Below are 19,095 nucleotides of genomic sequence, written 5' to 3'. Positions count from 1 at the left end.
ACTCAAAACTAGAGTCCAGCTTCTTCTTTATTTAGAATCAATCGTCACCATTCATCCCAGTAAAGATTAATACAAGTCTAAGTAATTCGATAACCGCAACTGCAGCAGCAGCTACATATGTCATTGCCGCGGCGTTCAATACTTTACGTGCATGTCGTTCTTCTTCATTCCGAATCAGTCCAAGTGAAACGATTTGGTTCATAGCCCGGGAAGAAGCATTGAATTCTACAGGAAGGGTGATCAATTGAAACACAACCCCAGCTGCCATCAGAATGATACCCAGCAGGAACATCCCTGTCATTTGAGTGAACATCCCGATCAGTAAGAAGATCCAGGACATATTGGAGCCTATGTTCGCTACTGGTACCAAAGCATGACGGAATCGTAGAAATGCATAGCTTTCAGCATCTTGAATCGCATGCCCGACTTCATGGGCCGCCACAGCTGCTCCCGCTACAGAATGTCCATGATAGTTATCTGGTGACAATGCAACCGTTTTTGTAATCGGGTTGTAGTGGTCACTTAAAAACCCTCTGCCTTCCACGACCTTCACGTTGTGTAATCCATTGTCGTCCAGAATCCTTCTAGCCATTTCCCTGCCCGTCATACCTGAAGTGGTGGCTACTCTTGAATATTTCTTAAACGTACTCTTTACTCGCATCTGAGCTCCGATTGGAATGAGAGCAATGAGTAAAAAGTAAATTAAAAATCCTGCCATTATCGCAATAACCTCCAGATGTTTAGATACCTAAATTTTATAGTGCTATAAAGGTTCTGTCAATTTTTTTGGCGCTCTGACTTTTTTGCTTCCCCTTGTCCATTATATTTTCTCCAACCTACATAAGATAATGTAGAGACAATGATACTGCCGGTTGAAATGATCACCCACCAGAGGGAAGGATCTGTTTCATCCTCTTGTTTATTCTCAAACAGCTTCTCAAGGTCAGTTTCCAAAGATGTTAATTCGCTCATTGTTTCTGTGCTTTCCAACACGTCTTGCCTATAATGATCTAAGTAAGAAATTCTTGCGTCCAGCGCTTGAGCCCGTTCTACCGGAATATCTAATTTAATACTTGGTTGAATAATATTATATTTCGATAAAAACACATTCAATGTGGTATGGTATTCATCTACATTTCCATTTTCCGCTGCCGACTTCACTCCATTAAATGCTTCCATTATCGGGTCTTCCATTTCGACCCACAAAGGCTGATATTGACTGCTTAAAGCATCCATTACAAGGCGGAACTTTGTAACGGCGTTCACCTTCTGCTCCATGTCAGCAGAGGTCTGATTGATACTCTCCACTGCTAGATTATGTGAGATGGTGAGAATTCTAAGCTCATCCATTGAAAAAGACCTTTGGGCACTCAAAGACGCAAATTCATCAGAGAAATAAACCAGTAGATGTTTCGCTTCTTCATATCTTCCAGCCTTTGTCATTTGCAAGGCCTGGTCTGCAACTTCATCAAGCTCGTTTACCGGAGACGTCGACTCTACTGCATTTAATGGGTGAGGTGTTAAAACGAGAAAAAAGAAAAGCGCGATAAAGAATTGGATAAATTTCATACTTGTCCCCCCTAAAACTACTATTAAAGTTTATGAGAGGGTGGACAAGAGTAGACCAAAAAAAGACTATGGCATAAGTTGAATATCTAAGCGTTTCGTTTTTTGCGTGAAGAAATAAGCGATAGCGATCGAGACAATACTTAACCAGAAAGTGAAGTATCCAATATGCTGTATGTACCTAAACAAACTGGAGTAAACGGGAAACTGCATATATACGTAATCAATAATGTCATTATGTACAGTCCATAAGGCACCGACTATAATGTGCCAAATCTTCACCCGGTAAAAGGAAGAATACAATATCCCTTGTATAGCCATTGCTCCGTGTGACGCCATAAGCATATAGCCCTCCCAAGGTAAATCACCGGAAACCCACAGTGTTAACAGATTCATAATCACGGCCCATACTCCATATTTAAATAGCGTGATAATGGCTAACACTTCAAATAATGGCCAATTGCGATTCATTAAAAATGCTATGAGAACGAAACAAAAAAACAGGCTGGCCGTCGGGCTGTCGGGAACAAACACTAAAAATTGCGAGGGAGTTTTTCGTAGTTGAGGGATATACCATATATAACCGTATATTGTGCCAAACAGATTCACAATGAGAAGGAACCATATAAACGTTTTGTTCTTCAAGATGGACATGATCCAGAGCATTTATTTAATCCTCTCTTTCAAGTAGAAAAAAAGAGCCAACGTAAGCCGGCCCTTTTTTTCTACTTATTCTTTTAAACCAGAGATGAATTCAGCCAGTTTGTCCAGCTCTTCGTCTGATCCTTTAAATAAACCTGCAGGCATGCCTGGTGGTTTACCGTTTTTAGCAATATCCGCTACTTCTTCAGGTGAGAGGCCCGTTGCAACTAAAGAAGGTCCTGCTCCACCTTGCAGATTTTCACCATGACAGTTAATACAGCCATTTTTCTGGTCTGCATAGATTTTATACCCTTCAGATTCTTTATCAATATCCACTTCAGCTTGAATCTTACCTTGTTCCTTCGCTGCTTCCCAATCATGAGTCACAACTGATTCCCAAGTTAAGAAATATGTTGCTGCAAGTGCCAATAACATGAATCCTACTGCAAATGGACGTTTCGTTGGGCGACGTTCAGGTCCTACGTCGATAAATGGAGCAAGTAAAAGCGCTCCGAATGCGATTCCAGGAATAACGAATGCTCCAATAACATTATAAGGTCCAGATGCATATGTGTATTTAAGTAATTGGTATAAGAATAAGAAATACCAGTCAGGTAATGGAATATATCCAGTATCTGTTGGATCGGCAACACGCTCTAACGGTGATGGATGAGCAACCGTTAAACATAGATAACCGATTAGGAAAACAGCTCCAACTAACCATTCTTTTAGTAAGAAGTTTGGCCAGAAAGCCTCTGTTTTTCCAGGGAACTCCGAATAATCTTTAGGAATATTCGGCTTTCTGTCTGCAGGTACACGTGAGTCCCCTACAAACTTCATCCCTTTTCCTCGATGCATAGCGTCCCCCTCCTTCTAATTTAAAGGTTTATTAATTTATGTTCGTATCTTATAGTGGTCCTGAAATACCTTGCTTACGGATCATCAGGAAGTGAGCTCCCATTAGTCCAAGCAATGCTGCAGGCAGGAAGAATACATGGATAGCGAAGAATCTTGTTAGTGTTTGTGCACCAATGATAGAAGAATCTCCTGCGAGTAAGATCTTCACTTGCTCACCAATAAATGGTGTAGCAGCAGCGATTTCAATACCGACCTTCGTAGCGAATAGCGCTTTCATATCCCACGGTAATAAGTAACCAGTGAAACCAAGTCCTAACATTACGAAGAAAATAAGTACTCCAACAACCCAGTTCAATTCACGAGGTTTTTTGTATGCACCTTGGAAGAAGACACGTAGTGTATGTAAGAACATCATTACGATAACCAAACTAGCTCCCCAGTGATGCATTCCACGGACAATTTGTCCAAATGCAACTTCATTTTGCAGGTAATACACAGATTCCCAAGCGTTTTTAATATCTGGAACATAGTACATTGTCAGGAACATTCCAGATAAAATTTGAATTACGGTAACGAAGAATGTTAATCCGCCAAAGCAGTAAACAAACGCTGAAAAGTGATGCGCCGGGTTTACATGTTCAGGTACTTCGTGATCCGCAATATCGCGCCACAAAGGCGTAATGTCCAAACGCTCGTCAACCCAATCATAGATTTTGTTCAGCACAGATTACGCCCCCTTACTTAACATATTTATTTGGTTCAGGTTGTCCAAGGTATAAAATACCGTCTTTTTCTTTTGTTGGATATACATCCAACGGTGCTGTCGGTGGTGTACCAGGAACATTTTTCCCGTTTTTCTCATACAAACCACCATGACAAGGGCAATAGAACTTGTTTGGGTTACTCTTGTCGCCCGCCCAGTTAACTGTACATCCAAGATGCTTACATACTGGTGAAAGAGCAACAACATTCCCCTCTTTGTTCTTATAAACCCATGCAGTTTGTGTTACTTCTGATGTGTACCACGCATCTTTTTGTTCATAAGAGAAATCGACACGTACTGGTTCATTTGTTAACTCTGAAACTTTTTGCTTTGTCGCTTTAAATTCTCCAGCAGCTGAAGTTTTCAATACTGGATCTACAGCAAATCGAACCATCGGCATTAACATTCCTGCCGCCATGAAACCGCCTACACCCGTAAGTGTATAGTTAAGGAATTGACGTCTAGATACACGATGTTTGCTCATCCTTTTCCCCCCTCTATCGTAAGGTAAGTCCATCGGACATATTTCGCACAAATATAAAACTAGGACATAACTATGATATATTAAACTCTATACAAGGTCAATAACTCTCTAATCTAAATGATGGACACAATGTGAAGTTTTTATGAATTTTTTTGCCATTTTTGTACAATCACATTTAAGAGCTGCTTCACTTGATTTTCCATTATGGAGTGTTTGTACTGTTCATCTAAATGCTCAAGCGGTATAGATGGCACCCAAATCAAGCGGTCATTCAATTCTTCCTCTACCTTTTTCCACTCGCTGTCCGATGTAAGAAAGAACGTATGTTTCACTCCGCTGGCACTTAATTCCCCGGCCCACTGGGTTAATCTTGAAACCTCATTCTCTCTTGAAGTAGACATAGTATACGTAAATGGAGGTGTCATGATCATTCTACCCTTAAATTGTCTTTCAAGGTGAAAGGTTAGCAGCGAGATGAATTCCGATTGTGCTGCGGACACTTTGATATCCTTTTGAAAATCAACAGGAACAATCGGAATGACAGCAGTATCTATGTATTCTTTTTCAGATTCAAAGACTTCAATATCTTTTACGTTCCAATTCATTTAAAACCCTCGTTTCTTCTTTCATTTTTCCCCTCCCATCATATCACTTAATAACACTCGTTTAAAAGCGATTTCACTTTTTACAATAGTATGCTCCATAAACCTTATTCCTATTTATTTGAGTCTATAGAAAAAGGCTCTTTTCGCAAAGATTGTTGCTTTATATAATAAGATTTGCCTGAGCTCTGTCAATTAGTTTGTGCTGGATGCTGAGGGGAACTGCTCCGCTTGCAGCTAGCTATCGTCCGAGCCTCCTCAGCTTAGCCGAACGGGGTCTACACACGACCGTACTTCCGAGGAGTCTAAGCAGTTCCCCTCACATCTATAAGAAATTATCGTGACAGAGCTTAAAAGGGACAAAAACCATTTTAAAGCATGCTTAGAAATTTTATTGAAGTGGAAGGTGCTCGACTCCGAATGTGGAGTCTTCCGATATTAGGAATGCCCGAAAATGAATGGGTATAGGGCTTGAGATCATTTAGAACTTAACTTTGAAAAATACCGTTTGAAGAATGGCGGTGTCGAATTCAGGATATGATTCCCAATTATCCAATTGAGCTGGCACAAAAACCTTGGCTAACTGTTCAATCGAAAGCTTTTAAATTAAAAGAAAAGAGGACAAGCTAAATCCTCCGTGGGTAATAATGATAAACATTGACTAACAACAACTGATTTTTGAACTATCATAATGCAGTTAATTTGGTGCTCCTTTGTGTTTTCTATCCGTCATTAGGCAGTCAGAATATAGAAGCACAGAGTGGATTGTAGCGGAAGGCACTTGACTCCTGCGGGAAATAGAGGAAAGGAAGTGCCTGGAGCGAAAAGGAACGGTCCCTGTTTTCACACTACCACTCATGACAAATTCACCTTTTTTGGAAGTTATGCAAAGCCAGTGGGTGAGCCTCTTCCTAAAGAGAGCACTGTAGCGTAAATCAACTACAACTATCTTCTCTACAACAAACTTTACGAAAAAAACCTTTGGAAAACAGCCAATAAAAAATCGAATGAAGAGATGTACCTTTCTCTTCATTCGAGATTTTAGCTTAAGCTATTCAATTCTTGCGTTAATTTTTTGAAGGATTTTTCATCCCCGGTATCAAGAGCCTGATCAATAGCCTTTAGTAAACGATCACGTTGAAAGGTTTGCAAACTGTCTTTAAGGAATTGTTCTGCAACTATCCTGTCTTTTTCATTAATCAACAAATACTTCGGCATAAACGGGTTTTCTTCAAGTACTGCTGCAAATTGATAACTTGAATTTGCCTTACTGAAGTTCAATTGAATATAAATATCTTCATCCTTATTTAAACGAATATCGTGAAATGACTTCTCCGCATCAGTTGTCATGATGTTCTCTTTATAGAATCGGAATGGCACATCCTCAACACAATGCGTGGACATCACAAGACCTCTTGGACAGTACTGAGATTCTTCAACAAAATGAACTTTTTTCATTAATTGGTCATGGCTCATCAGGTAATTCAGTATCCACACACATTCTCTTCTTTTTAATTGATATCGGTTTAAAAACCAGCGAATAAATTCTTTCTTCTCGTTGACAGAAACAGGGGTGGTCATGGTTTTCCCTCCTCTGCAGAATCCTTTTTAGTTTAAGTCCGTTTTCCTTTTGTCATACAGGTTAAAAACGTTAGCAACTCTAAGTTGTTTCCATGTGTTTACACACCAGTCAAATCCCTTTGTACCACCGACGTCGTTTAGTCTTGTAATCTTTCAATTAAGTCCTGCCACTCGTCATTTGAAGGATCCATTTCAATTAGGTGTTTATATACTTCTACTGCTTCACCTCTGAGTCCTTCTTCTACTAAAAATTGTCCGTACTCTAGTAAAAACTCTTGATGATTCTTAAAGTAAGTATATGCAATACGGTATTGTTTTAATGCATGATTAAATTGTTCAAGCCCCTCATATGCCTTTGCGAGATCCCAGTTGATTTGAGGCTCTTCTTCCCCTTCAACCGTAAGCATCTGGGCGATCTCCAATACATCGTCATATCGATCTTGCGTAAAGAACAATTTATTTATAACTAAAGCTGCTTCAACATAACCTGGATCTAAGGCTAAAGCTTCCCTAAAAAATGCCTCTGCCTCTTTTTCTAACCCAAGCTTTAAGGAAACTTTCCCACCAAACAAATTCAGCTCCTTGTTGTATTCATCCTGTTTTACGCCCTCTTGAATGGTTTCCAGGCTTTCCTGCAGCTTTTCTTCATGTTCATACGACCTGGCTAATAATAAATACACCGAATGATATTCCGGATCCAGCTCTTTAACCGAAATAAACTTTTCAATGGCTTTTTCATAGAATCCAGCCTGATATGCAGTAACGGCATATCCGAACAGTGTATTGATTTCCAAGTGATCTTCAAGAGCCTTTTCGTAATGTGTCAATGCCTCTTCAAAGGCTCCTCCTACACTATAAGCTTCGGCTAACCTTTGATGAACATTGGTTCCACCCAGCTCAGTCGTGCCTCTCTGAATAAGGGCATGATAATGCCTTATCGCTTCCAGGAACCTGCCTGTTTCAGAGTATAATTCCCCCAGGCCGAAATCAATGACAGGCTCATCGGGTAATAATTTCTTGGCTTGTAAAAGCTTCTGTTCACTTACTTCAAATAAACCTTGCATTTGATAAAGATCTGCCAAAAGAAGCAAAGCTCTTGGATATGTCGGATCTTCTTCATCCAGTTCTGCGAGTTTGTCAATAGCTTCTTCTTCATTATCCATCTCCACCAGCACTTCTGCGAGCTCGATCAGGAGTTCTCCCTCTCCAGGGTAGTATTCCAGCAGATTTTCATACAACTCTTTTGCTTCTTCCAGAAACCCTAAATGGTGTAATTCTTCAGCCAGACTGAATTTCTCTTCATGACTTCCAAACTTCAATGCTTGCTTATATTGTTTCTTTGCTTCGTCCAATTTCCCTTCTTCTAATGAAGATAACATTTGTTCAGCGTATGACATGGTCAATCCCTTTCTATAAAAAAGCTAATAGTCATTAAATAAAGTATCCTGGTGTTTGGATGACTAGTTCTTCACCAGCACCAGGATAATAATAGCCTCTATTATTTAAGTAATAACATTTTCCTTTATTCATTGTACATTTTAGCACATGATGGTCAGTTTGAAAGGCTAAGGGCTCAGCACCCTTCTCACCTTCGATTTTCAAATAGAGGTTATAACTTATTTCTCCACCCACCAAAAAATTTCCTCTAAGGGGATATATTCCAATTTTCTTCAGTTCTTCTAATCTCATAGGTTCTTTTTGCGGGATTTCATTTGAAAGATGAGGAATTTTCTCGTTTTCCATCGTATTTTGCCATATTTTAAGATGCTTTATTTTTGTTTTTTTGTCTATGTTTGTCGTAAAAAAAGGGACAAAAGTAATAGGATAATCATATAAACACCCTTTGATCCATCCCCAGCGAATTTCCTTGAATGGCTCTAATTCGTCAATGTCAATCCAGACAACGGGAACTTTATGTCTTTTACATGACCGAATGACTGTAGGGGTAATAAGATTTGCGGGTGTTTTTAACCCTATCGTGTAGTCAATCGGACTGTTTAACAAGGAGGTCTTTCGCTCATTCAATTTTGCCAGAAATTCACATTCGTATGTTAACTTAAATGCCGTCAGCACTGTAGTACAACCTTTATGGATAAATTCATTTAGATAATAATTCTTTATTGAAAGAAAATCAGCCCCTTGGGGCACCTCTAAATCACACATTACATGTCCGGGAGTCATCATGAAAGATGAAACATCCATCCTCATGTACCGATAATAAGAAAACCTGTCTCTTATGGCCGATATTTTATCGTCTTTAACGAGTAAAGAAGTTTGAGTGATTTTGGAATCTTTAACCCAATTCGCATTTTCAATAATATACGTACTCAAATCGCCATCACCTTCCTTTATAGACAAGCTATGAAAGAAGGGATGAAATCATGCTATGCATTCATATAAAAGAAGAGGTGTAAGGACTAAACTAAAGTCCGAACACCTCCCAAAAGGAATTCATGTACATTATTTCTTTAACAGCTTGTTTATATGCTCAAAGAAAGTTGGATACGAAATGTTCACTGCATCCGCACCTTCAAGATAGACGTCAGAATTTGTTATTAAAGAAGCTACAGCCAGAGTCATTCCAATTCGATGATCTCCCCAGGAATGGACCTCCCCCCCGTGTAATGGCGTTTTCCCTCCAATGATCATGCCGTCCTCAGTTCCTTGAATGTCAGCACCAAGCTTTCCAAGCTCTTGTACAATGGCATCGATTCGATTTGTTTCCTTAACCTTTAACTCTTGTGCATCCTTTATTATTGTCTTTCCCTTTGCCTGGGAAGCCAACAAGGCGATAACAGGTATTTCATCTATTAACGATGGGATCAGGTCTCCACCAATTTCTATTCCCGTAAGGTCTGAAGATTTCACCAGGATGTCCCCTATCGGTTCTCCACTTTTTGAACTCTCCATTATTTCTATGGTTGCCCCCATCTTCTTCATCACTTCAACAATCCCTACTCGGGTTTCATTAAGACCGACATTTTTCAGGAGCACTCTACTATTCGGCACAATCGCAGCGGCTACCATAAAGAAGGCTGCTGAGGAAATATCCCCGGGGACATAGACTTCAGTTCCTTTCAACACCTGACCGCCTTTTACCTTGATTGTATCTCCATGCCTTTCGATATGGCCACCAAATTCAATAATCATTTTTTCTGTATGGTTTCTTGTTTTTTCAGGTTCTTGAATTTCAGTTGTACCTTCGGCCTGGAGCCCTGCCAACAAGAGAGCAGACTTCACCTGTGCACTTGCTACTGGCAACGTGTATTTAATCCCTTTGAGGTCCCCCCCCCGGATTGATAAAGGAGTATAGTTGCCTTCTGACCGACCGTCTATTTTAGTCCCGAACTTTTTTAATGGTTCTGTCACTCTTTTCATTGGGCGTTTCGCAATCGAGTCATCTCCAATAAGGATTGAATGAAAAGGTCTCCCTGCCAATATCCCCATAATAAGACGAGTTGTGGTACCTGAATTACCCACATCCAGGATGTCCTGTGGTTCTGATAAATGATTCCAGCCTTCACCTGAAACAACCACTTCCTCATCTGTTACTCGGATATCGACGCCTAACTTACGGAAGCATTCGATAGTGCTTAAACAATCCTCTCCCATAAGAAAATTATGTATAACGGTTTTCCCTTCCGCAACTGAACCAAACATAACAGCCCGGTGTGAAATAGATTTATCCCCAGGGACATGCAGTTCTCCATTAAGACCTTTTTTGGGGTTTATTAATTTCTTTTTTCCTTCCATCATTATCACCCTTTACCCTAAGAATAATTCATAACCCGTATTTTCGTTTAAGCAGTTTAATGCCCTTTCTCTATCTTCAAGTGTTTGGAAGCTAATGACTAATACTCCGTAAATATCTTCTCTCGTTTCCAGGATTCTTATGTTTGTTAAACTTATGTTTTCCCCGGCAAGGTAAGCAGTAACTTCAGAAATCACCCCGGGATAATCAGGAACATCAACAAATAAGTCATAGAACGAAGGGATAGCCCCTTTTTCAAGGATGGGAAGATCATCCCGAAAAGTTTTCGCTTCAGTGAAGTAATCAAAGATTCCCTGTGAGTCCTTTTCTTCAATGATGGTGATGACTTCATCCATCTCTGATTTCCACTGTTTGAGAAGTGAAAGCAAAACCCCTCTATTCTGAAGCGTGATATCCTTCCACATCGTCGGGTTAGAAGAAGCAATCCGCGTGATATCACGGAACCCGCCAGCAGCGAGCCTCCGCAAATAAGGGTGTTGTACAGATGATTCTTTCGCTTGGTGAACAAGAGAAGCCGCTACAATATGTGGAAAATGACTGATCGTACCGGTTAATTCATCGTGCTCCCTAGGTTCTACGATCAAAAATTTGGCATGCGTTCCTTTCAGCCATTCTTGAAGTTCTTCTACTTTTTTGCCAGTAGCACCAGAACCTGGAGTCAGCATATAGAAGGCATTTTCAAATAAGATTTTTTTAGCTGCTGCAACACCGCTTTTATGAGAACCTGCCATTGGGTGTCCACCAATGAACTGAATTCCTTTAGCAGTCAGTTCCTCGGAACACTTCATAATTTGTTCTTTTGTGCTGCCCGTGTCGGTAATTATCACCGTTTCTTTTAAAGCGAATGATTGAAACTGCCCAATAATCCTTTCAGTTTGAAAAACTGGTGTGGAAATGATGATGAGATCCGCTCTTTCAGCAGCAGACTGTAAAGATAGTGACATTTCATCGATAATTCCCAGTGATCTCGCCAACCTTAACTCTTTATGATTAATATCATGTCCAATGATTTTAGCATCGGGGTGTTCGCTCTTTATACAGAGTGCTAAGGAGCCTCCAATTAATCCCATCCCAATGACCAATACCGTCCCTTTCATGATTGTCCCCCTCATTTGCTTTGAAAAAAGTCGGAAAGGGCTCAAAATTCTAAGCCGTTCCGACCATCCATTCCTTTTTACACTTGATTTTGAAGGTCTAAAAATTCCTTCATTTTCTCAATAACCTCTTCATTTTGTTCATGAGAGCCGACCGTTACCCTTACAGAGTGAGGATACCCCAGGGCCTCTCCGGACCGAACAATGAATCCCTTACTCATTAAGTATTGAAACACATCATCACCGCTTACACCGAAATCGATTAACACGAAGTTTGCTTGTGATGGAATATAATGCAGACCGTGTTCCTCGCAGAATTGGTAATACTGCTCCAGTCCTTTGCGATTGTGCTCCCTGCATTCTCTAATAAACGTCTGATCTTCAACGGCTGCGGATGCGGCTCCCTGACCTATAGCATTATTATTAAACGGTTCTCGGATTGGTTCTAATTTTCCTATCACTTCTTCACTCGCGATTCCGAAACCTACTCGAAAGCCGGCTAATCCGTATGCCTTTGAGAAAGTACGCGTAATCAATAATTGAGGGTATGATTTTAATATTTCCAGAGAATCATAATAATCCCCGGCCACAACATATTCATAGTAGGCTTCATCCAATACGACTAATACGTGTGCAGGAACAGCATCCAGGAAGGAGATGAGCTCTTCACTGCGAATATATTCCCCTGTTGGATTATTTGGTGAACATAGCCAAACGACTGAGGTCGTTTCATCAATTTCAGCAAGCATCTTGGTTAACTGATGTCTACCCGCTGAATCAAGGGGAACTTCTCTTATTTCCGCTCCTTCTACAATGGCATTGTGCTTATACTGAGGGAAGGTCGGCGTAGCCATCACCGTGCTCTTATCACCGTCTAATAAAGCTCTTGATATGATCTCAATCACTTCATCTGAACCATTCCCAAACAGTAATTGTCCAGGGTCCACAGATAGTTGTTGAGCCACCTTCATTCGCAATTCCTTTGCATAGCCGTCGGGATAAATCGCATGTGAAACAGCGTTTGTCTTGAGAAAGTTTTCAACGTTCTTTGAACATCCAAATGGATTTTCATTCGAAGCAAGCTTCACTACTTTCTCGAGATTGAATAGTTCTTTCACATCATCCATCGTTTTCCCGGGCTGGTATGCTTTAAGATTTTGAATCTGAGATTTCCACTTCATGCTTACCTTCCTTTCAATCGTTTTCATCAGACTTTTTTCGTATAGTTCGTGGTTTTATGACTTAAGAACTGCCAGGGGCTCTGTCAACCAGTGTGTCCTTGATGGTGAGAGGAAGCGCTCTGCTTGCTCGCCATCTATCAGAAATTTTATTGACAGTGCTTAAAGGTGACAAAAAACTATTTAACAGAAAACCAAAATTTTCGTAACAGGAGCAATGATCCAAAGCTCTCTTTAAAAGAGGTTGTTCTCTAAATGATTGTTGTTTGTAATTTGATTCAATAAAAATACTGAAAAAGTTGATTCTCGTTGCAGGTGCTTCCTGCGGGAGAAGCGGGACAGGTGAGACCCCGCAGGCGAAGCCGAGGAGGCTCACCGCACGCCCCGCGGAAAGCGAGCACCCTGTAGCAGAAATCAACTACTACTTTCTCCTCTTAAATAGTAAAAATCTTCAAGAAAAGGGCTTTTATTAAATAACTAGCTATTTTAAATCAGGACGTAAGCTGACTGCATTTTTCATATAAATATGTTGGATCTCTTTCTGAGGTATAGATGTATTTAAATGAATCATCACTCTAATACAATTTGGCAATGCATTAGGGACATCCAACTCCTGCATACACATGACAGGAACATATTTCCACTCTTCAATCCTTCTTAACGCTTTTGCCGGAAATACACTCCCTATGTCACTGGTGGCAGAAATAAATACAGATGCAACATCCTCGGCCATAATATTATTATGTAAAATCATTTCCCTTAAGAGACTTTCTGTTGAAAGGAGAACTTCCTTTTCATTATCACAATCCGTTGTAGTGGCGCCTCGAACTCCCCTGATCATTCTTCCACTCCCTTTTTTCCTGTTATTAAACACTCTCTTTGTACTTGCGGGTTATATTAAAACCAGAGTACGTTTTACAACTGACGGATAAACTCGTCTGCCCGTCTTAAATCCTCTACAGATACCTTCACCATTAATGGCTCGCCAATATCCTTCAATAACACAAAAACAGGATCTCCATATTGGGATTTCTTATCATGTCTCATTCCCTCATATAATGTGTCAAATGTTATATGAGATGGGATGTTTAGATTGTAGCCAAGTGTAGTGACCCATTCAATAAATTTTTGTAGATTAAATGAAAGTCCGCAGTACTGTTCACTAAGATACAGAGCAAAAATCATCCCGATCATTACCGATTCACCATGTGTGCGATTTCCGTATCCGCTGGCACTTTCAACAGCGTGCCCATACGTATGTCCAAAGTTTAAAAAAGCTCGTATATTCGACTCTCTTTCGTCCTTTGAAACAATATCCCCTTTTACACGAATCCCTTTCATTAGGCAATCCGTTAAAAATTCCTTATCCATTTTTTCTGGAGAAAGGAATGAATGCATTAATTCTTGTAAAAAGGATCGATCGGATAAAAAAGCATGCTTGATTACTTCTGAAAATCCTGATAGCACTTCAGTTCTAGGTAAAGTTGTAAAATAATTTAAATCAAAGAACACACCTTCAGGCTGATAAAATTGCCCTACCATGTTTTTGCCAAGAGGATGGTTAATCGCTACCTTCCCGCCAACAGCACTATCATGAGCGAGTATCGTTGTCGGGACCCCAATGAAGGGGATCCCCCTCATATAGGTGGAAGCGACGAAACCAGCCAGATCTCCGATGGCTCCACCTCCGAATGCAATCACCAGGGCTCCGCGATCGACATGATTTGATAGACCGTGGGTGATGGCATCTTCATAAATAGCGAAGCTTTTGGCGTGTTCTCCTGTAGAAGCCAGATAAGTCGTTACATCATATGTTCGACTTAAAATCTCTGAAAAAGCTGTTCCATGAAGATTAAAGACTTCTTTATCCGCAATGATCCACAACTTAGATGCTTGAGGAAAGGCCTTTTTTATAAAAGAAACAATTTCATTCGTCATTTCCACTCCAATTTTCACATCATACGTTTTGGAAGCAGTTTGAATGGTTATCTGTTTCATTCATTAATACTCCTTGGAATCTTGACGTTGTCTATTGATATCTTCATGAAGCTTATCGAATTGATCACTATGAAATTGTTCCACGATAGCACAAGCAAGTTCCCACGCCACTACGGCCTCTGCCACAACGCTTGCAGCCGGTACTGCACAACTATCGGATCTCTCGATACTTGCTTTAAATGGTTCCTTTGTTTCGATATCCACGCTTTGTAATGGTTTATACAGCGTTGGAATAGGCTTCATGACACCTTTAACCCGAATGGGCATTCCTGTCGTCATACCGCCTTCAAAGCCGCCTAATCGATTCGTTTTACGGTAGTACCCCTGTTCTTCACTCCAGGCTATTTCATCGTGTACTTCACTACCCGGTTTTCGCGCCATTTCAAATCCTAAGCCGAATTCGACCCCTTTGAATGCATTAATACTCATGACGGCCATGGCAATCTTCGCATCAAGCTTACGGTCATAATGGACATAGCTCCCGACTCCTGAAGGCATCCCTTCAACGATGACTTCTACCACACCACCAATGGAGTCTCCATTTTTTTTCGATTCATCTATTAAGTCCATCATTTTCTGTGCAGCATCTTTATCCAGGCAACGGACCGGAGAATCTTCTGTTATATCTCTTAGATCATTTATAGAATCATAGTGAAGTTTCTCTGCTTTAATTCCACCAATTTCAAGAACATGACCGACAACCTCGATACCTAATAGCTTCAGTAACTTTTTAGCAACGGCACCTGCAGCCACTCTTACAGTGGTTTCTCTAGCTGATGACCTTTCCAATACATTCCTCAGGTCCCTATGTCCATATTTCATACCACCGACAAGGTCTGCATGTCCTGGTCTTGGTCTTGAAATCTTTCTCTTTACCTCTTCCTCTTCTCCGGGCTCTAGAGGTTCGATGCCCATCACTTTCGTCCAGTGAGTCCAGTCTCTATTCTCCACAATCAGTCCTAGAGGAGAACCCAGAGTATATCCATGTCTCACTCCTCCAACGATGGATGCCCGATCTTTCTCAATTTGCATCCTTCGGCCCCGGCCATAGCCTTTTTGCCTTCTTGCCAGGTTATCATTGATATCCTCTGCTTCTAAAGGCATTCCTGCTGGCAGCCCTTCAATGATGGTCGTTAATTGTGGTCCATGTGATTCTCCAGATGTTAAGTATCTCATTCACTTTCCCCCTTCAACTCGTTAAAGAATTATGTACCAATATAACATAGAATTCAGATCATTTCCTAGCCCTTAAGTTTAAAAAATTTTCTAAAAATCTCTCTTACATAGAGAAAAAACGATGTAACCCAACATATTTGGACTTTTAAACTGTATCGTTACCCAAAAGTAAGCATACAATTGTCCAGTATATGTAAGATCGACATCGTAGATTTTAGATTTTTTTATAGAAGAATGTGTCTTCTGTTTCGAACCCGTATTGGGATGGGTTGAAGATTTGTTCGGTACTCCCGACAAAGAGCACACCGCCGGGTCTCAGTGATGCATTGAATTTTTTATATAATAGGTTTTTCGCTTCCTCCGTGAAATAAATTAACACATTTCTGCAAACAATCAAGTCGTAGTTCCCCTCAAATGGGTCTGAGAGCAGGTTATGCTGCTTGAAAGTCACGTTTCTCCTGATTTCTTCATTCAATTTGAACAAGGAGCCTTCCTGAGAGAAATATCGGGCTTTCATTACGGAGGGAACTTCATTCAACGATCGTTCAGGGTAAAGACCGTTCCTTGCACGTTGAATGGCATTTTTATCGATATCAGTCGCGGTGATGGTCCGTCCTGAAAGACTCATGTGTTTGGACAGCATCATGGCGATCGTGTACGGCTCTTCCCCCGTAGAACAAGCTGCACTCCAAACTTTAAGTGATTTGTTTTCCTGTAGAAGTCTGGGAAGGATTTTAGTCTCGAGTACTTCCCACCGTTTGTAGTTTCGATAAAACTCTGAAACATTGATCGTCATTCGATCGAGAAACTCTTCCATTTCTTCGCTGTTACGGTTCAGCTTACTGAAGAACTCTTGAAAACTACAGCAGTCCTTTTTTTCATACAGGGCCGTTAATCTCCGTTTCATTTGGGCTTCTTTGTAAAGGGAAAGATCAATACCCGTTTTTCTTTTTATCCCCTGAATAAATTCAAGATAATCATTTGACATAAGGACCCACTCACTTTGCTACATTAAAGGTATAAGACTATATGTATTATATCGAACGCTATACAGAAAAGTTAAACCTGATTCTATAAGAAAAGGCAAGTCGCCTTATCACGACTTGCCCTAAAAATCTTATTTGTTTAACTGGTATTAATAAACCCACTCGTTCATTAATTTAGAATACTCTACCAGTTCTTCCTCTTTGAAGAATAAGCCGATTTCTCTAACAGCGCTTTCAGCAGAGTCAGATCCGTGGATGATATTCTTTCCGACTGTTAAGCCGAAATCACCGCGGATTGTTCCAAGAGCAGCATCCTTAGGGTTTGTTGCTCCCATCATTCCACGAGCAGTCGTGATGACGTTTTCACCTTGCCAAACCATTGCAAATACAGGTCCAGAAGTGATAAAGTCAACAAGTTCTCCAAAGAATGGTCTTTCCTTGTGCTCACCGTAATGCTCTTCAGCAAGCTCATTTGAAATGCTCATTAGCTTTGCCCCTACTAATTGAAAGCCTTTTTTTTCAAAACGTGATACGACATCACCGATTAATCCTCTTTGTACGCCGTCCGGTTTTACCATTAAAAATGTCTTTTCCATCTTCCCCACTCCTAAATATGTATGTATAGAAGTCCTAAGGACATCCCACGAAAATAGTAACACTGATTGGGGTTTTTGGCAACGTTTCCATTTTAAATTTTCTTAATATTTTCTCTTGCCAATAAAGTTTGCGATATTCTTCAATGTTTTCTTCACGCGGTTGTATGGGAGATGATCCAGTTCTTCCAATGCTCTGTCTAAGTACATTCTACTAAGCTGATAGGATCGATCTATGGCATCCGTAGCTAAGATGGCGGCAATGATTTCTCTCATCTCTTCAGGAGAAGTATATTCAGTCACTCTTTCAATCTTCGTTTTAAGTTCAGGGTTTTCCATCGCATATAAAATCGGAAGGGTGATATTACCTTGCCACAAGTCACTGCCGGCAGGCTTACCCAGTTCTTCCTCACTTGCTGTAAGATCTAATATATCATCTGTAATTTGAAAGCTCATCCCCACATTATAACCAAATCGGTATAAGCGTCGATGGATTTCTTCAGGAGCCCCGGAAGAAATGGCACCTATCTGGCAGCTTACAGCAATAAGCAGAGCCGTTTTCCGCTTGATTCTAAGAAGGTAATCCCTCAGATTTTGATCAAATCGATATTTATCTTTTATTTGAGCGATTTCACCCTTACATACTTCAACAATGGTGTGAGAAAGTATTTGATGTGCTTCAGGCGCTTTAATATTCGTCATATACTCGAGAGCTCGTGCAAAGATGTAATCTCCGGTATACATGGCAATACGATTGTCCCATTGAGCTTTTATCGTTGGCTTTCCTCTTCTTAACTCTGCATCATCGATTACGTCATCGTGTACAAGGGATGCCATATGAATTAACTCCAAAGCCACTGCTACATTTTTCACAATGTTTATATCATATTGTCCGAATTTTGCAGACAGCAAGACAAAAACAGGTCGGATTCTTTTACCACCTGCTTGTAGAAGGTGAAGGGACGCCTCTTGTAAAAGTTGTGATTCTGACTCAATCGCAACTTCCAATTCCTTTTCAATTTCATCAATATCCGTTTTTAAAAACGAATACATCCTGTTTAGCTTCATAGTTTTTCCACCTAATTTACGAATTTCTTACTTTCTGCCTGAATGCATGGCAGCCACTCCGCCACTATATGGTTTCACATGGATATCTTTAAAGCCGGCTTCTTCAAACATCTTCGCAAGCTCCTTCATCCCTGGGAAATCTCTAGCCGATTCCTGAAGCCATGAATATTCATTAAAGCTCTTGGCAAAGATCTTTCCGAACAGAGGCATCACGAAACGAAAGTATGCGTAATATAGCTGTTTGAATCCGAGCATGGTTGGTTGGGAGGTTTCAAGGCAAACAGCCATCCCTCCAGGTTTTACCACACGATTCATTTCTTTTAAGACGTGGAGGTAGTCAGGAACATTCCGTAAGCCAAAGCCAATCGTGACATAATCAAAGGTATTATCTTCAAAAGGCAGCTCCATTGCATTTCCATGGATCAGCTCAATATTGTTCAAGTGGGATTTTTTTACTTTCTCTTCACCAATAGACAGCATATTTTGGCTGAAATCCAGCCCCACTGCCTTGCCTGTTTCTCCGACTTTTTCTCCTATCGCTAACGTCCAATCCGCAGTTCCACAGCAAACGTCCAGCGCCTTTGAGCCTGGCTTCACATCCATATGTTTCATGGTATCTCTTCTCCACTTTTTATGCTGTTGGAAACTGATTACCGAATTCATCTTATCATAATTCGAGTATATTTTTTCAAATACTCCGTGGACTTTTTGTTCTTTGGACTGCTGCATTTCGA

Annotated in this window: 21 protein-coding genes; all 21 read right to left on the bottom strand. The window is 40.5% G+C overall.

From position 1 onward, the window contains the following. Window positions 1-37 precede the first annotated feature (37 nt). Complete coding sequence (locus tag AC6CIB_RS00235) at window positions 38-718, bottom strand: zinc metallopeptidase (RefSeq protein WP_113970695.1); 681 nt, start codon at window positions 716-718, stop codon at window positions 38-40. A gap of 59 nt (window positions 719-777) precedes the next feature. Beyond that, the gene (gene ypjB, locus AC6CIB_RS00230) at window positions 778-1,569 is read right to left on the bottom strand and encodes a sporulation protein YpjB (protein ID WP_498277273.1); all 792 of its coding nucleotides are present in this window, start codon (window positions 1,567-1,569) and stop codon (window positions 778-780) included. Between the two features lie 66 nt (window positions 1,570-1,635). Next, entirely contained in the window at window positions 1,636-2,232 is a 597-nt protein-coding gene (gene lhaT, locus AC6CIB_RS00225) for a lipoprotein heptaprenylglyceryl N-acetyltransferase LhaT (protein ID WP_498277271.1), read from the bottom strand. 63 nt (window positions 2,233-2,295) lie between these two features. Further along, window positions 2,296-3,066: a menaquinol-cytochrome c reductase cytochrome b/c subunit gene (locus AC6CIB_RS00220; protein ID WP_113970697.1), complete on the bottom strand. Its 771-nt coding sequence runs from the start codon at window positions 3,064-3,066 to the stop codon at window positions 2,296-2,298. Between the two features lie 49 nt (window positions 3,067-3,115). After that, entirely contained in the window at window positions 3,116-3,790 is a 675-nt protein-coding gene (gene qcrB / locus AC6CIB_RS00215) for a menaquinol-cytochrome c reductase cytochrome b subunit (RefSeq protein ID WP_044336350.1), read from the bottom strand. A gap of 13 nt (window positions 3,791-3,803) precedes the next feature. Then, window positions 3,804-4,313 (bottom strand): QcrA and Rieske domain-containing protein, encoded by a 510-nt coding sequence (locus tag AC6CIB_RS00210; protein ID WP_044336348.1) that lies wholly within the window; start codon window positions 4,311-4,313, stop codon window positions 3,804-3,806. A gap of 140 nt (window positions 4,314-4,453) precedes the next feature. Further along, complete coding sequence (locus AC6CIB_RS00205) at window positions 4,454-4,918, bottom strand: YpiF family protein (RefSeq protein ID WP_498277269.1); 465 nt, start codon at window positions 4,916-4,918, stop codon at window positions 4,454-4,456. 1,038 nt (window positions 4,919-5,956) lie between these two features. Further along, on the bottom strand, window positions 5,957-6,496 hold the full coding sequence (locus AC6CIB_RS00200) for a ReoY family proteolytic degradation factor (protein WP_149156921.1): 540 nt from the start codon (window positions 6,494-6,496) through the stop codon (window positions 5,957-5,959). A gap of 137 nt (window positions 6,497-6,633) precedes the next feature. After that, complete coding sequence (locus AC6CIB_RS00195) at window positions 6,634-7,893, bottom strand: tetratricopeptide repeat protein (protein WP_498277268.1); 1,260 nt, start codon at window positions 7,891-7,893, stop codon at window positions 6,634-6,636. A 34-nt stretch (window positions 7,894-7,927) separates the two neighbouring features. Then, the gene (locus tag AC6CIB_RS00190; protein WP_498277266.1) at window positions 7,928-8,698 is read right to left on the bottom strand and encodes a hypothetical protein; all 771 of its coding nucleotides are present in this window, start codon (window positions 8,696-8,698) and stop codon (window positions 7,928-7,930) included. Between the two features lie 258 nt (window positions 8,699-8,956). Further along, window positions 8,957-10,249, bottom strand: a complete 1,293-nt coding sequence (gene aroA, locus AC6CIB_RS00185; protein WP_498277265.1) for a 3-phosphoshikimate 1-carboxyvinyltransferase — start codon at window positions 10,247-10,249, stop codon at window positions 8,957-8,959. A 12-nt stretch (window positions 10,250-10,261) separates the two neighbouring features. After that, window positions 10,262-11,365, bottom strand: coding sequence for a prephenate dehydrogenase (locus tag AC6CIB_RS00180; protein WP_498277264.1), 1,104 nt, complete (start codon window positions 11,363-11,365; stop codon window positions 10,262-10,264). Between the two features lie 77 nt (window positions 11,366-11,442). Continuing rightward, on the bottom strand, window positions 11,443-12,543 hold the full coding sequence (hisC, locus tag AC6CIB_RS00175) for a histidinol-phosphate transaminase (RefSeq protein ID WP_498277263.1): 1,101 nt from the start codon (window positions 12,541-12,543) through the stop codon (window positions 11,443-11,445). A 61-nt stretch (window positions 12,544-12,604) separates the two neighbouring features. After that, entirely contained in the window at window positions 12,605-12,958 is a 354-nt protein-coding gene (locus tag AC6CIB_RS00170) for a hypothetical protein (protein ID WP_498277262.1), read from the bottom strand. Window positions 12,959-13,021: 63 nt separating this feature from the next. Then, entirely contained in the window at window positions 13,022-13,381 is a 360-nt protein-coding gene (aroH, locus tag AC6CIB_RS00165; RefSeq protein WP_498277261.1) for a chorismate mutase, read from the bottom strand. A 74-nt stretch (window positions 13,382-13,455) separates the two neighbouring features. Continuing rightward, window positions 13,456-14,538, bottom strand: coding sequence for a 3-dehydroquinate synthase (aroB, locus tag AC6CIB_RS00160; RefSeq protein WP_498277260.1), 1,083 nt, complete (start codon window positions 14,536-14,538; stop codon window positions 13,456-13,458). A 3-nt stretch (window positions 14,539-14,541) separates the two neighbouring features. Next, entirely contained in the window at window positions 14,542-15,714 is a 1,173-nt protein-coding gene (gene aroC / locus AC6CIB_RS00155; RefSeq protein ID WP_498277259.1) for a chorismate synthase, read from the bottom strand. 214 nt (window positions 15,715-15,928) lie between these two features. Further along, entirely contained in the window at window positions 15,929-16,702 is a 774-nt protein-coding gene (locus AC6CIB_RS00150) for a CheR family methyltransferase (RefSeq protein ID WP_498277258.1), read from the bottom strand. A gap of 147 nt (window positions 16,703-16,849) precedes the next feature. Next, entirely contained in the window at window positions 16,850-17,296 is a 447-nt protein-coding gene (ndk, locus tag AC6CIB_RS00145; protein WP_498277257.1) for a nucleoside-diphosphate kinase, read from the bottom strand. 102 nt (window positions 17,297-17,398) lie between these two features. Next, window positions 17,399-18,361, bottom strand: a complete 963-nt coding sequence (gene hepT / locus AC6CIB_RS00140) for a heptaprenyl diphosphate synthase component II (protein WP_498277256.1) — start codon at window positions 18,359-18,361, stop codon at window positions 17,399-17,401. A 27-nt stretch (window positions 18,362-18,388) separates the two neighbouring features. Then, window positions 18,389-19,090 (bottom strand): demethylmenaquinone methyltransferase, encoded by a 702-nt coding sequence (locus tag AC6CIB_RS00135; RefSeq protein WP_498277255.1) that lies wholly within the window; start codon window positions 19,088-19,090, stop codon window positions 18,389-18,391. Window positions 19,091-19,095 lie beyond the last annotated feature (5 nt).

The organism is Rossellomorea sp. GQ25, from assembly GCF_059758515.1.
This window is presented reverse-complemented; position numbering and strand designations above follow the sequence as displayed.